Here is a 13,817-nt window from a genome sequence, read left to right on the forward strand (position 1 = left end):
GTTAATGTTCTCTGGTATCAATGGTTGTTTGGCGGTACCGGATCGTCGCCACCTGGGTTCAAAGGATGGCATTTTAATATGCGTCTCATCGTCAACCAACTCCCTTTTATCACGCCAAACCTGCGCAATGCCTCAATTCCGTATTGCGAGCAGGTAGGATGAAATCGGCAATGAGGTCCTAATAGCGGGCTGATTACGCGTTGATAGACGCGAATCAGCCCGATCAGGAACCGCGAGCCAGGCGACAATGGCGACGCCATAATTTCTCCAACGCTTCCGTCAAAGCCTTATTATCAAGGTCAGCAACCCCTTTCTTCGCCACAATAACAAAATCCATTGCGGGAAGTTCATGCTGACGCAGGCGAAAGCTTTCTCGGGTCAATCGCTTGATCCGATTGCGTTCATGCGCGCGTTTAACATGTTTTTTTGCGACGGTCAGACCGATGCGGGGATGCCCCAGCGTGTTCAGGCGGCCGAGAATGGTGATTTGCGGCGTGCCAGCCCGTTGTGGCTGCTGGAAGACGAAAGTGAAATGAGTGGGAGTTAACAAACGTAACTCCCTGGGAAATGCGAGCTTAACCACTCAGCGGTTAGCTTTTATTACTTAGAAACGGTCAGACGAGAACGGCCTTTAGCACGACGACGTGCCAGAACCTGACGACCATTTTTATTTGCCATACGAGCACGGAAACCGTGTGAACGGTTACGCTTCAGTACGGACGGTTGAAAAGTGCGTTTCATGGCGATTTCTACCTAAACTTGAATAATTTCACTTAGTGACGCGTTAACTGGCCCGAAAAACCGACCGACGCCTCAGTGTATCTTTAATAAAGAGGCGGGATTGTAATAATTGTACAGTCCAGAGTCAATTTACTTCGCGTGAAAACCGCGCCCTGATTGCCCGTTTTGACCCGCAAAAACAGCCATAAGGGCCACGGCGCAGCACGCCGGGGCAAGAATTATACGGCCTCTAATAAAAAGCGCAAGGATCGTGCAGGATCATCTCGCGATCCCGTTACATCAAATTTGCGGCAATAACGTGATGGCACCATTAAATTTCACTGAATGCAGACGATCCTGAATGTCTTTTGCGCAGGGTGGCGTAAACTAATCTGCGTTGTATGCGCCTGTGGATAAATTGGATCAAAACTGTGTAGAAAGTGAAGATCTCTGCGGCGGTTTACGCTATGATCCGCCGTTCCGCTAACGATCCTCCGGGTCGTCTTGCTAACCGCATGCTTCCAGGATGCCGGGCTAGAGTGGAGTAACCGTAGATAACGGTTCGCATGCGTCTCATCGGCATGCGTCAACAATGATGAAATTATCGCTTCAGCGCCCTTATTATTTCTTATCGAATTTTTTTTCGAGTGGAGTCCGCCGTGTCACTTACGCTTTGGCAACAGTGTCTTGCCCGTTTGCAGGATGAGCTACCTGCCACCGAATTCAGCATGTGGATACGCCCCTTGCAGGCCGAACTGAATGACAACACGCTGGCATTATACGCACCAAATCGGTTTGTACTCGACTGGGTTCGGGATAAATACCTGAATAATATCAATGCACTGCTGAATGACTTCTGCGGGCCAAACGTTCCGCTGCTGCGATTTGAAGTCGGCAGCAAACCGGTGGCGCAGCCCGTCAGCCAGCCGGTGATGGCCAGCGCACAGGCGAGTGCGCCGGGTTTCGGCAGCCGTGCGGCACCGGTTCGCCCAAGCTGGGACAGCCTGCCTGCGCCGGCGGAGCTGTCTTACCGCTCGAACGTGAATACCAAGCACAACTTTGACAACTTCGTTGAGGGTAAATCTAACCAGCTGGCGCGCGCGGCGGCGCGTCAGGTGGCCGATAACCCGGGCGGTGCCTACAATCCGTTGTTTCTGTATGGCGGTACGGGCCTCGGTAAAACGCACCTGCTGCATGCGGTAGGCAACGGCATAATGGCGCGCAAGCCCAATGCGAAAGTGGTATATATGCACTCCGAGCGTTTCGTACAGGACATGGTAAAAGCCTTACAAAATAACGCTATTGAAGAATTTAAACGCTATTACCGTTCCGTTGATGCGCTGCTGATCGATGATATTCAGTTCTTTGCCAATAAAGAGCGCTCGCAGGAAGAGTTCTTCCATACCTTTAATGCGCTGCTGGAAGGTAATCAGCAGATCATTTTGACCTCGGATCGCTATCCGAAAGAGATCAACGGGGTAGAAGATCGTCTTAAATCCCGCTTTGGCTGGGGCCTGACGGTGGCGATCGAGCCGCCTGAGCTGGAAACCCGCGTGGCGATCCTGATGAAAAAAGCGGATGAGAATGACATCCGCCTGCCGGGTGAAGTGGCGTTCTTTATTGCCAAGCGCCTGCGTTCTAACGTCCGCGAGCTGGAAGGGGCGCTGAACCGCGTCATTGCCAACGCCAACTTTACCGGCCGGGCGATTACCATCGATTTCGTTCGCGAAGCGCTGCGCGATCTGCTGGCACTGCAGGAAAAGCTGGTCACTATCGACAACATTCAAAAGACGGTTGCCGAATATTATAAAATTAAAGTGGCCGATCTGCTGTCGAAGCGGCGATCCCGCTCCGTAGCCCGTCCGCGCCAGATGGCGATGGCGATGGCGAAAGAGCTGACCAACCACAGTCTGCCGGAAATCGGCGACGCTTTCGGGGGTCGTGACCATACCACCGTGCTACATGCCTGCCGTAAAATCGAGCAGCTGCGTGAAGAGAGTCACGACATTAAAGAAGATTTCTCAAATCTAATCAGAACATTATCTTCCTGACTATGAAATTTATTGTAGAACGTGAGCGTTTGCTTAAGCCATTACAGCAGGTCAGCAGCCCGTTGGGCGGCCGCCCTACTCTGCCGATCCTGGGTAACCTGCTGCTGCAGGTAGATGAAGGCACCCTGCGGCTGACCGGTACCGATTTAGAGATGGAAATGGTCGCGCGCGTGGCGCTGACCCAGGACCATCAGCCGGGCGCCACCACGGTCCCGGCCCGTAAATTCTTTGATATCTGCCGTGGCCTGCCCGAAGGCGCGGAGATCACCGTGATTCTGGAAGGTGACAGAATGCTGGTGCGCTCCGGCCGCAGCCGGTTCTCGCTTTCCACCCTGCCCGCCAGCGACTTCCCGAACCTGGACGACTGGCAGATCGATGTGGAATTCACCCTGCCGCAGGCAACCATGAAGCGCCTGATCGAAGCCACGCAGTTTTCGATGGCGCATCAGGACGTCCGCTACTACCTGAACGGTATGCTGTTTGAAACCGAAGGCGAAGAGCTGCGCACCGTGGCCACCGACGGCCACCGTCTGGCGGTCTGCTCAATGCCGGTGGGGCAGTCTCTGCCTAACCATTCGGTGATAGTGCCGCGTAAAGGGGTGATTGAGCTGGTCCGCCTGCTCGACGGCGGCGATACGCCATTGCAGGTACAGATCGGCAGCAATAATATCCGCGCGCACGTTGGCGACTTCATCTTCACGTCGAAGCTGGTTGACGGTCGTTTCCCGGATTATCGCCGCGTATTGCCGAAAAACCCGGACAAAACCCTCGACGCCAGCTGCGATCTGCTTAAGCAGGCATTTTCCCGCGCGGCCATTCTTTCCAACGAGAAGTTCCGCGGCGTGCGGCTGTATATCAGCGAAAATCAGCTGAAAATCACCGCTAATAACCCGGAGCAGGAAGAAGCGGAAGAGATTCTGGATGTCAGCTATGGCGGCACCGATCTCGAAATCGGCTTCAACGTCAGCTACGTACTGGACGTGCTGAACGCGCTCAAGTGTGAAAACGTGCGTCTGCTGCTGACCGACTCGGTTTCCAGCGTGCAGATTGAAGATGCAGCGAGCCAGAGTGCGGCCTACGTTGTTATGCCGATGAGATTATAGACAATATCGGCCTGGCTTACTTGCCATTCTGGTCCCGGGCAGTGCTCGCACTTGGTCACATACTTCAGTATGCTCCCAAGTTCTGTGCGCTGGCCGTAACCAGACTGGCTGCGCCGCCGACGGCCTGGATCGCATATGTCAGGTAAAATCCCCTTCACGCTGGATTCATTATGGCTTTAACCCGCCTGCTTATTAAAGATTTTCGCAATATCGAAAATGCGGATCTGACGCTGGCCCCGGGGTTTAACTTCCTTGTTGGCCCCAACGGCAGCGGCAAAACCAGCGTGCTGGAAGCGATCTATACCCTTGGCCACGGGCGAGCGTTTCGCAGCCTGCAGGCCGGTCGGGTGATCCGCCATGACCAGGATGCTTTTGTGCTGCACGGCCGTATCGGCGGTGCTGAACGTGAGATCTCGGTCGGTCTGACTAAAAATCGTGCCGGTGACAGCAAAGTCCGTATTGACGGTAGCGACGGCCACAAAGTCGCCGAGCTGGCGCAGATGCTGCCGATGCAGCTGATCACGCCGGAGGGTTTTACCCTGCTGAACGGCGGACCGAAATTTCGCCGTGCGTACATTGACTGGGGCTGCTTCCACAACGAGCCGGGCTTTTTTAACGCCTGGAACAATCTGCGCAGGCTGTTAAAGCAGCGCAACGCCGCGCTGCGTCAGGTGACGCGCTACCAGCAGATCCAGGCATGGGATCGCGAACTGGCACCGCTGGCCGAACAGATAAGCGCCTGGCGTGCGGCCTACAGCGAAGCGATCGCCGCCGATATTAATACGACCTGCGCGCAGTTTTTACCCGAATTTGAGCTGAGTTTCTCTTTCCAGCGCGGCTGGGATAAAGAGAGCGACTACGCGGAACTGCTTGAACGTCAGTTTGAGCGGGATCGCGCACTGACCTATACCGCCAGCGGCCCGCACAAAGCGGATTTTCGCATTCGTGCCGAAGGGACGCCGGTGGAAGATTTACTGTCTCGCGGCCAGCTAAAGCTGCTGATGTGCGCCCTGAGGCTGGCGCAGGGTGAGTTTCTCACCCGACAGAGCGGGCGTCGTTGCCTGTATCTGATAGATGATTTTGCCTCTGAGCTGGATGAAACGCGTCGACAGCTGCTGGCGTCGCGTCTGAAAGCCACTCAGGCCCAGGTTTTCGTCAGTGCCATCGGCACTGAACATGTGTTCGATATGGCTGACGAAAAGGGCAAGATGTTCCACGTGGAACAGGGTAAAATAGCGGTTCAACCTGAAGATTAAATGAGCGAGAAACGTTGATGTCGAATTCTTATGACTCCTCAAGTATTAAGGTCCTGAAAGGACTTGATGCTGTACGCAAGCGCCCTGGTATGTATATCGGCGATACGGATGACGGTACCGGTCTGCATCACATGGTCTTCGAGGTCGTGGATAACGCCATTGACGAAGCACTCGCCGGCTACTGCTCTGATATTGTTGTTACCATTCATGCCGATAACTCTGTTTCCGTGCAGGATGATGGCCGTGGGATCCCGACCGGTATTCACCCGGAAGAAGGGGTTTCCGCTGCCGAAGTAATCATGACCGTGCTGCACGCAGGCGGTAAATTTGATGACAACTCTTATAAAGTTTCCGGCGGTCTTCATGGCGTGGGTGTCTCGGTTGTTAACGCCCTGTCTGAAAAGCTGGAGCTGACGATCCGTCGCGAAGGCAAAGTCCACCAGCAGATTTACGTGCACGGCGTGCCGCAGGCACCGCTGAGCGTGACCGGCGAAACCGAACTTACCGGTACCCGCGTGCGTTTCTGGCCAAGCCACCAGACCTTTACCAACGTCATCGATTTCGAATATGAAATCCTGGCTAAACGCCTGCGCGAGCTCTCCTTCCTGAACTCCGGTGTGTCGATCAGGCTGGAAGATAAGCGTGACGATAAGAAAGATCACTACCACTATGACGGCGGCATCAAGGCGTTTGTGGAGTATCTGAACAAGAACAAAACCCCTATTCACCCAAACGTGTTCTATTTCTCTACCGAGAAAGACGGCATTGGCGTGGAAGTGGCGCTGCAGTGGAACGACGGTTTCCAGGAAAATATTTACTGCTTTACCAACAACATCCCACAGCGGGATGGCGGTACGCACCTGGCCGGCTTCCGTGCGGCAATGACCCGTACGCTGAACGCCTACATGGACAAAGAAGGCTACAGCAAGAAGGCCAAGGTCAGCGCCACCGGTGACGATGCGCGTGAAGGCCTGATTGCCGTCGTGTCGGTGAAAGTCCCGGATCCTAAATTCTCCTCGCAGACCAAAGACAAGCTGGTTTCCTCTGAGGTGAAAACGGCGGTTGAGCAGCAGATGAACGAACTGCTGAGCGAGTACCTGCTGGAAAATCCGGGCGATGCGAAAATCGTGGTCGGTAAAATTATCGATGCGGCCCGTGCGCGTGAAGCCGCACGTCGCGCCCGTGAAATGACCCGTCGTAAGGGTGCACTGGACCTGGCGGGCCTGCCGGGCAAACTGGCCGACTGTCAGGAGCGCGACCCGGCGCTGTCTGAAATCTACCTGGTGGAGGGTGATTCTGCAGGCGGTTCAGCCAAGCAGGGTCGTAACCGTAAAAACCAGGCGATTCTGCCGCTGAAGGGTAAAATCCTCAACGTGGAGAAGGCGCGCTTCGACAAAATGCTCTCTTCGCAGGAAGTGGCGACGCTGATCACCGCGCTGGGCTGCGGTATTGGCCGCGACGAATATAACCCGGATAAACTGCGCTATCACAGCATCATCATCATGACCGATGCCGACGTCGATGGTTCGCATATCCGTACCCTGCTGCTGACCTTCTTCTACCGTCAGATGCCGGAAATCATCGAGCGTGGCCACGTGTATATCGCACAGCCGCCGCTGTATAAGGTGAAAAAAGGCAAGCAGGAACAGTACATCAAAGACGATGAAGCCATGGATCAGTACCAGATTGCTATCGCCCTTGATGGAGCCACGCTGCACACCAACGCCAGCGCGCCGGCGCTGGGCGGTGAGCCGCTGGAGTCGCTGGTGGCTGAATTCAACAGCACGCGTAAAATGATCAAACGTATGGAGCGCCGCTATCCGGTCGCGCTGCTGAATGCGCTGATCTACAACCCAACGCTGAGCGATCTCTCTGCTGAAGCATCGGTGCAAAGCTGGCTGGATAACCTGGTGAGCTGGCTGAACGAGAAAGAGCAGCACGGCAGCAGCTATTCCGGCGTAGTGCGTGAAAACCGCGAACTGCATATCTTTGAGCCGGTGCTGCGCATTCGTACCCACGGTGTGGATACCGACTATCCGCTGGATACGGAATTTATGCTGGGTGCCGAGTACCGCAAAATCTGTACGCTGGGTGAAAAACTTCGCGGCCTGATTGAAGAAGATGCCTACATTGAGCGCGGCGAGCGCCGTCAGCCGGTAGCCAGCTTCGAGCAGGCGATGGACTGGCTGGTGAAAGAGTCACGCCGTGGCCTGTCCGTACAGCGCTACAAAGGTCTGGGTGAAATGAACCCGGAACAGCTGTGGGAAACCACCATGGATCCAGGCAGCCGCCGCATGCTGCGCGTGACGGTGAAAGATGCCATCGCGGCCGATCAGCTGTTTACCACCCTGATGGGTGATGCGGTTGAACCACGCCGTGCCTTTATCGAAGAAAACGCCCTGCGGGCGGCAAACATCGATATCTAAAACCGAATGCAGGGGCGGCTTGCTTCAGGCCGCCCCTGAATTATCCTTTCTGCCTCTGCCTCTGCCTCTGCCTCTGCCTCTGCCTCTGCCTGAAAACTAACTGTGCAACCTGCTGGAGATCGCCCGCTGAATCGCGCTAGCATGGAACAAAACAGAAGCTAAGGAGTGTGGCATGGCGATTAAATTAATAGCGATTGATATCGATGGGACGCTGCTTAACCCGCAGCATGAAGTGACGCCGCGCGTAAAGGCGGCGATTGAAGCGGCACGCGATAAAGGCGTGGCGGTGGTGCTGGCAACCGGACGGCCGTTCCTCGGCGTGCAGCGCTACCTGCGCGAGCTGGGCCTGGAGAAAGAAGGCCAGTACTGCATCACCAACAATGGCGCACTGGTGCAAAAAGCGAATGATGCCAGCTGCGTGGCCGAAGTGCCGGTGACCTTCGACGACTACCTCTACTATGAGCAGATGTCCCGCGAGCTGGGCGTCAACTTCCAGGCGCTGACCCAGAGCCACCTCTACACCGCCAACAAAGATATCAGCCGCTATACCGTCCACGAAGCGGGCCTGACCGGAATGCCGTTGCGCTACCGCACCGTTGAGGAAATGGATCCAACGCTTATCTTCCCCAAAATTATGATGATCGATGACCCGGAGCGGCTGGACGCGGCGATTGCCCGTATTCCTGCTGAAGCTTACGAGCGTAATACCATCATGAAAAGCGCGCCGTTCTTCCTGGAAATCCTCAATAAAGAGGTGAACAAAGGCGCCGGCGTTAAGCTTCTTGCGGAACGTCTTGGCCTGCAGCGCGACGAGCTGATGGCACTGGGTGACCAGGAAAATGACCTGGCGATGCTGGAGTTCGTTGGTACGGGCGTGGCGATGGGCAATGCGATTCCGGTGGTGAAAGAAATCGCCCAGTTCGTCACGACATCTAATCGTGAAGATGGTGTGGCCGTGGCTATTGAGAAATTTGTTCTGTAAAAGGACTGCCCGATGAGTGAACAACAGATCACCTTCGCCCCCCGGCATCATCAGCTGACCAATATTAACGTCTGGACCGCCGACAGCCAGTGGCTGGTCTATGACGTGCGCCCCTCCGGGGCGTCTTTTACCGGTCTGACTATTGAGCGGGTCAACGTCAGCAGCGGCGCGGTGGAGGTGCTGTATCAGGCGCGTGACGGTGCCCACGTTGGCGTCGTGACCGCCAGCCCGGATCTTCCGCCGCGCTATGTGTGCATTCACGGCCCGGAGCATCCTGACAGCCTGTGGAAATACGATTTTCATCACCGGCGGGGGGTGATTATCCAGCACGGCGTGGCTGAGAATCTGGACGCCTGCGATATTACGCCACCCTTCACGCCCGGCGCGCTGCGCGGCGGTTCCCACGTCCACGTCTTCAGCCCGGACGGCAGCCGCTTAAGCTTTACCTATAACGATCATGTTGTGCATGAGTGGGATAAAACCCAGGATTTACGCAATGTTGGCGTTGCCGTGCCGCTGCACGCGGTCTGCCCGCCCAAAAATCACCCGCGTGAATACGACGGCAGCCATTTCTGTGTGCTCGTCAGCCAGACGACGGCAGCGCCGCGGCCGGGCAGCGATGAAATTAATCGTGCCTATGAAGAGGGCTGGATTGGCACCCGGGGTTACCTGCGAGGGGCGCAGCGTCAGCGCTGGGCGCTGGCCTTTATAGGCGATACGCTGGCGGTAAACGGTGAGAAGGTGGCCGAAGTCTTCGTGGTCGATCTGCCGGAAAATAATGCCGATTTTGCCGTGGCGGGACCGCAGCCGCTGGAAGGCACCGCGACGCGGCTGCCTGCGCCGCCGCGCGGCGTGCAGCAGCGGCGCTTAACCTTTACCCACCAGCGGCGCTATCCGGGTCTGAGCAGCACGCCGCGACACTGGCTGCGAAGCGCCCCGGACGGCAGTGCTATTGCCTTCCTGATGAAGGATGAAAGCGGAGTGGTCCAGCTGTGGACGATTTCCCCACTGGGTGGTGAGCCGCGACAGGTAACGCGGGCGGAGAGCGATATTCAGTCGGCCTTCAGCTGGCACCCTGACGGCACCAGCCTGGCATTTATCTGCGATAACAGCGTGACTCTCTGTACGCTGGCAACGGGAAAACTGCGCCGCATTACCCCACGCAGTGAAACCGCACCCTCAGCGGATGCGGTGGTCTTTTCCCCCGACGGGCAGCACGTTGCTTACCTGCGCAGCCGCGACGGGTATCAGCAAATTTTTATCGCATCGGTGAGTTAGAGGCCATCGGGGCCGCCTGCGACAGTCCTTCGGCGGTCCTGTTTTGCTGTTCGCTACGGCGCACGCGCTCGCGAGGCGAGTCCGTATCATCGGTGCGATAGTAATCCCACGGCAGCAGCAGCGTATCCATCACCGCGGAGAACGGTAAATCAATCGCCGCCAGCGGTTTCATCGCCCAGCTGCTGTTTTCATCGGTCAGCACGCTGGCGCTGGCGCGGGTGCCGGGGTAATAGCCCTGACTGGGGCCGGTATGTGTCATGACGCTTGAGCAGCCGCTGGTTGCGCCAAGTGAGGCGCAGGTAAGCAATCCTGCAGCGGTATACTTCTTTAATGCCTTCATCATTTACTATCCCTTCAGTCGTTGCAGCCTGCTGAGATCTGTCGTCAACGCGGGGGGATCCCGGTCCACTCTGCGGTGGCTGGCACAAAGGCCGACGAACTCATCCCTGAGTGTATGACATTCAGTGCGATCGGGTTAAAAAAATCGCAACTTCCCCTTGAAAGCGTCACCGATGTCACCATTTTACTACTACGGTCAGTGAGGTACCTGCGCCGACAGGGCAGCACCTACTGAGCCAGCGACTCGTCCATTGTGGAGAGCCGAAACCTTAATAACTCGCTGAAATTCAGGAGCTTAATCATGCGTAATTTTGACCTTGCCCCGCTGTATCGTTCATCCATTGGCTTCGACCGTCTGATCAACCTGCTGGAATCTAATCAGGGACAGGGAAACAATGGCGGCTACCCTCCCTACAACGTGGAGCTGGTGGCGGAAAACCACTATCGTATTACGATTGCCGTGGCCGGTTTTGCGGAAAGCGAGCTGGAAATCACCTCACACGACAATTTGCTGACCGTTCGCGGTTCGCACCCTGAAGAGCAGGAACAGCGCACCTATCTGTATCAGGGCATCGCGGAACGTAACTTTGAGCGTAAATTCCAGCTGGCGGAGCACGTCCACGTGCGGGATGCTCGCCTTGAAAATGGTCTGTTGTACATCGACCTGGAACGCGTGGTGCCGGAAGCCAATAAGCCACGCCGCATTGAAATCCTGAAATAATTCTTCTGCAGGGGCCGCCGTTAAGCGGCCCCTGTTGTTTAGCCTTCGCTTCGCGCCCGCTCTATCTCTTCTGCCAGAATCGCCACGCCCCGCTCAATCACTTCGCTATCCGGAACATAGTTCATGCGCATGCACTGATGCGTATGCGGCCACTCTGCCTCCAGCCCCGGGAAGAAGAAATGCCCCGGCACCATCAGCACGCCGCGCTGCTTCAGCCGCTGGTAAAGGATTTCAGTGGAAATCGGCAGATCTTTAAACCACAGCCAGAGGAAAATCGCCCCCTCAGGTTTATGGATCAGGCAGCGATCTTCCGGCAGATAGCGGCGTATCACCGCAATCGTCTGCTTAACGCGCTCCTGATAGAACGGTTTAATCACCTCTTCCGACAGCCGCAGCAGGTCGCCACGCTGAATCATCTCATGCGCGATGGCCGGGCCAATACTGCCGGGGGCGAGGCTGATAATACCGTTCATGTTGCTGATGGCCGAAATCACCTTCTCATCGGCGATGATGATGCCGCAGCGTGAGCCGGGCAGGCCCAGCTTGGACAGGCTCATGCACAGAATAATGTTCGGATTCCACAGCGGGCGCGCCTCGCTGAAAATAATGCCCGGGAAGGGAACGCCGTAAGCATTATCAATCAGTAGCGGAATATCATGCTGCTGCGCCAGCGCGTCCAGCTTCAGCAGTTCGTCATCGGTGATCACGTTGCCGGTAGGGTTGGTCGGGCGGGAAACGCAGATCAGGCCGGTATCTTCGCCAATGTGCAGATGCTCAAAGTCCACGTGATACTTGAACTGGCCTTCCGGCAGCATTTCGATATTCGGTCGGGTAGAAACAAACAGATCTTCATCCAGCCCGGCATCGGCATAGCCAAGATATTCTGGAGCCAGCGGGAAAAGTACGCGCTTTTTCTGGCCGTCAGCACGATGCCCGGCATACAGGTTAAACAGGTAGAAAAAGGCACTCTGGCTGCCGTTGGTCAGGGCAATATTTTTCGGCGAAATCTGCCAGCCCTGCTCTTTACTCAGCAGCTCCGCCAGAGAGTTCAGCAGGGTGCTTTTGCCCTGCGGGCCGTCGTAGTTGCACAGCGCATCCGTCAGCTTGCCTTCGTCGTGCATCTGCTGCAAAAGCTGATGGAAATAGTCATTCATGGCGGGGATCTGGGCAGGATTACCGCCGCCTAACATCACCGTACCCGGCGTGCGTAAGCCTTCACCCATATCTTCCATCAGGCGCGTAATGCCCGAATGGCGCGTAAATTTGTCACCGAAAGCCGAGAAGCTCATACCCTGTTAATCACTTGTTATTCACTGAGGGTGTCCACCTTAACGCTGGCACCGGTGCGATGCAATCTTCGAGCGGCAGGGATCGCACGCGGTCGGGGCAGCCCGGCGGGCGATAACAATTTATCACTGGCCCTGAAGAAAATGGCTGAATCGTTAAGTCTGAAACGATGAGTTGTTAGCCCGGAGTCGCATAAAAAATGAAATAAACGATCGAGTAATGCATTTTTTAGTGAGTAATAGCACGTTTATTCGACTAAAAATGGCCAAAAGTCCATCCGGTGATGACTGTCACATTTTTATTCCGTGCTGATTTGTAGTCTTGGTGACGTTAAAGCTAAATCAATTCAGCAAAAGGGATAGTGTGATGAAAAAAAGACTTCTGGCAGGGGTAATTACGGCATTAATTTGTGGTCAGGCATCGGCACAAAGCTGGCTGCTGACGGATGCTGAAACCAGTGTGGAAAAGGGAAACTGGCAGGTTAACAGCCAGAAGCTGAAGCTTTCCGGTGAGAACTTCAGCATTCAGCAAAAAGTTCTGCACGGCGGCAAGCAGGAAGGCTCGAAAGTGCTGACCATCACCAGTAAAAATGGCCTGACCATCGCCCTCAGCCCAACGCGAGGCATGGATCTGCTGCACGTTAACGGCCACGGCGTGCGCCTTGGCTGGGATTCCCCGGTCGATGAGGTCGTTAATCCGGCTTATATCAATCTGGAAAGCCGCAACGGCCTGGGCTGGCTGGAAGGATTTAACGAAATGATGGTGCGCTGCGGCTTTGAGTGGACCGGGCACCCGGTAACCAAAGATGGCGTGATCTACACGCTGCACGGTAAAGCGGGCAATACCCCGGCTTCAAAAGTGGAAGTGATCGTTGATGAAAAGGCGCCGCATGAAATCCGTATCCGCGGCCTGCTGAAAGAAACCACCTTCAAAAAAGCGAAGCTCGAAACCTGGACCGAGCTGCGCTACGTGCCGGGATCTGACTCCTTTACCGTTCATGATGTGCTGACCAACCACGCAGACTATCCGCATGATTATCAGATTATCTACCACAGTAACTTTGGTACGCCGATCCTTGAGAAAGACGCACGCTTCATTGCGCCGCTGAAGTCGGTTTCGCCGTTTAACGACTACGCGAAGAAAGGTCTGAACGACTGGAATGTGTACGGCGCGCCGACCAAAGATTTCGATGAGATGGTGTTTAACCTCACGCCAAAAGCCGACGAAAACGGTAAAACCGTGGCCGCGGTGATCAACAGCAAGGGCGATAAGGGCGCATCGATCGAGTTTGATATCAAACAGCTGCCGCTGCTGACCATGTGGAAAAACACCGATACGCAGAAGCAGGGTTACGTTACCGGGATTGAGCCGGGCACGAACTATGCCTACCCGGTGACCATTGAGAAAGAACAGGGGCGCGTTAAGCAGCTGCAGCCGGGGCAGAGCACCGAGTTTACGCTCACTTATTCCCTGCTGAAGGATGCCAGCGCGGTGCAGCAGGTTGAGCAGCGGGTGCAGAAAATCCAGGGTGATGAAACCGTGGCGGTTAGCGAGACGCCAATCGCGAAGGAGTAGTCCCGTCTAAATTACGGGGAGGGCCTCTCGCTGCACGATGGTGTATCGGTTAATGTGACGAGGGCCCTTATCACTTCTG

General features: G+C 55.6%; 12 protein-coding genes and 1 pseudogene. 8 read left to right on the top strand and 5 right to left on the bottom strand.

The genetic code is table 11. The annotated features are described in order from the left end of the window. Position 1: 1 nt before the first annotated feature. The 3 genes and pseudogenes from yidD to rpmH all read right to left on the bottom strand — a co-directional run bounded on the left by yidD (position 2) and on the right by rpmH (position 741). Positions 2-260: pseudogene (gene yidD / locus PGH32_RS19610) on the bottom strand (membrane protein insertion efficiency factor YidD). Beyond that, positions 224-583: a ribonuclease P protein component gene (rnpA, locus tag PGH32_RS19615; RefSeq protein WP_105595320.1), complete on the bottom strand. Its 360-nt coding sequence runs from the start codon at positions 581-583 to the stop codon at positions 224-226. Before rnpA ends, yidD begins: the two are co-directional and overlap by 37 nt. 17 nt (positions 584-600) lie before the next feature. Further along, complete coding sequence (rpmH, locus tag PGH32_RS19620; RefSeq protein ID WP_003023858.1) at positions 601-741, bottom strand: 50S ribosomal protein L34; 141 nt, start codon at positions 739-741, stop codon at positions 601-603. A gap of 638 nt (positions 742-1,379) precedes the next feature. Between rpmH and dnaA the strand changes: the two genes are divergently transcribed. The 6 genes from dnaA (at position 1,380) to PGH32_RS19650 (ending at position 9,816) form a co-directional block, all read left to right on the top strand. Continuing rightward, positions 1,380-2,771: a chromosomal replication initiator protein DnaA gene (gene dnaA / locus PGH32_RS19625; RefSeq protein WP_314423933.1), complete on the top strand. Its 1,392-nt coding sequence runs from the start codon at positions 1,380-1,382 to the stop codon at positions 2,769-2,771. 2 nt (positions 2,772-2,773) lie between these two features. Continuing rightward, positions 2,774-3,874 carry a DNA polymerase III subunit beta gene (gene dnaN / locus PGH32_RS19630; RefSeq protein ID WP_105595322.1) on the top strand — a complete coding sequence of 367 codons (1,101 nt, stop codon included), beginning with the start codon at positions 2,774-2,776 and terminating at the stop codon, positions 3,872-3,874. A gap of 170 nt (positions 3,875-4,044) precedes the next feature. Continuing rightward, positions 4,045-5,130, top strand: coding sequence for a DNA replication/repair protein RecF (gene recF / locus PGH32_RS19635; protein ID WP_314423936.1), 1,086 nt, complete (start codon positions 4,045-4,047; stop codon positions 5,128-5,130). Between the two features lie 17 nt (positions 5,131-5,147). Next, positions 5,148-7,556, top strand: a complete 2,409-nt coding sequence (gene gyrB, locus PGH32_RS19640; protein WP_314423939.1) for a DNA topoisomerase (ATP-hydrolyzing) subunit B — start codon at positions 5,148-5,150, stop codon at positions 7,554-7,556. Positions 7,557-7,728: 172 nt separating this feature from the next. Then, positions 7,729-8,538 (top strand): sugar-phosphatase, encoded by an 810-nt coding sequence (gene yidA / locus PGH32_RS19645; RefSeq protein WP_314423942.1) that lies wholly within the window; start codon positions 7,729-7,731, stop codon positions 8,536-8,538. Between the two features lie 12 nt (positions 8,539-8,550). Further along, complete coding sequence (locus tag PGH32_RS19650; RefSeq protein ID WP_337894896.1) at positions 8,551-9,816, top strand: DUF3748 domain-containing protein; 1,266 nt, start codon at positions 8,551-8,553, stop codon at positions 9,814-9,816. Here PGH32_RS19650 and PGH32_RS19655 read toward each other — a convergent pair. Then, complete coding sequence (locus tag PGH32_RS19655) at positions 9,797-10,156, bottom strand: YceK/YidQ family lipoprotein (protein ID WP_337895026.1); 360 nt, start codon at positions 10,154-10,156, stop codon at positions 9,797-9,799. The two genes, PGH32_RS19650 and PGH32_RS19655, sit on opposite strands and share 20 nt — an antisense overlap. A 300-nt stretch (positions 10,157-10,456) precedes the next feature. Between PGH32_RS19655 and ibpA the strand changes: the two genes are divergently transcribed. Next, a complete protein-coding gene (ibpA, locus tag PGH32_RS19660; protein ID WP_314423946.1) occupies positions 10,457-10,876 on the top strand; it encodes a small heat shock chaperone IbpA in 420 nt (139 codons plus the stop codon). A 38-nt stretch (positions 10,877-10,914) separates the two neighbouring features. Here the strand turns inward: ibpA and PGH32_RS19665 are convergent, their stop codons facing one another. Continuing rightward, positions 10,915-12,165: a valine--pyruvate transaminase gene (locus PGH32_RS19665; RefSeq protein ID WP_337894897.1), complete on the bottom strand. Its 1,251-nt coding sequence runs from the start codon at positions 12,163-12,165 to the stop codon at positions 10,915-10,917. 364 nt (positions 12,166-12,529) lie between these two features. On the opposite strand from PGH32_RS19665, the gene PGH32_RS19670 reads away from it, so the two are divergent. Next, entirely contained in the window at positions 12,530-13,738 is a 1,209-nt protein-coding gene (locus tag PGH32_RS19670) for an aldose 1-epimerase family protein (protein ID WP_337894898.1), read from the top strand. Positions 13,739-13,817 lie beyond the last annotated feature (79 nt).

It is taken from the genome of Erwinia sp. SLM-02, from assembly GCF_037450285.1.
In the GTDB taxonomy this organism is placed as follows: Bacteria; Pseudomonadota; Gammaproteobacteria; order Enterobacterales; family Enterobacteriaceae; genus Erwinia.

Coding starts and splice junctions, on each gene's coding strand:
- PGH32_RS19670 (WP_337894898.1), top strand. CDS start 12,530: ATGAAAAAAAGACTTCTGGCAGGGGTAATTACGGCATTAATTTGTGGT.
- dnaN (WP_105595322.1), top strand. CDS start 2,774: ATGAAATTTATTGTAGAACGTGAGCGTTTGCTTAAGCCATTACAGCAG.
- yidA (WP_314423942.1), top strand. CDS start 7,729: ATGGCGATTAAATTAATAGCGATTGATATCGATGGGACGCTGCTTAAC.
- PGH32_RS19665 (WP_337894897.1), bottom strand. CDS start 12,165: ATGAGCTTCTCGGCTTTCGGTGACAAATTTACGCGCCATTCGGGCATT.
- PGH32_RS19655 (WP_337895026.1), bottom strand. CDS start 10,156: ATGAAGGCATTAAAGAAGTATACCGCTGCAGGATTGCTTACCTGCGCC.
- recF (WP_314423936.1), top strand. CDS start 4,045: ATGGCTTTAACCCGCCTGCTTATTAAAGATTTTCGCAATATCGAAAAT.
- ibpA (WP_314423946.1), top strand. CDS start 10,457: ATGCGTAATTTTGACCTTGCCCCGCTGTATCGTTCATCCATTGGCTTC.
- rpmH (WP_003023858.1), bottom strand. CDS start 741: ATGAAACGCACTTTTCAACCGTCCGTACTGAAGCGTAACCGTTCACAC.
- PGH32_RS19650 (WP_337894896.1), top strand. CDS start 8,551: ATGAGTGAACAACAGATCACCTTCGCCCCCCGGCATCATCAGCTGACC.
- gyrB (WP_314423939.1), top strand. CDS start 5,148: ATGTCGAATTCTTATGACTCCTCAAGTATTAAGGTCCTGAAAGGACTT.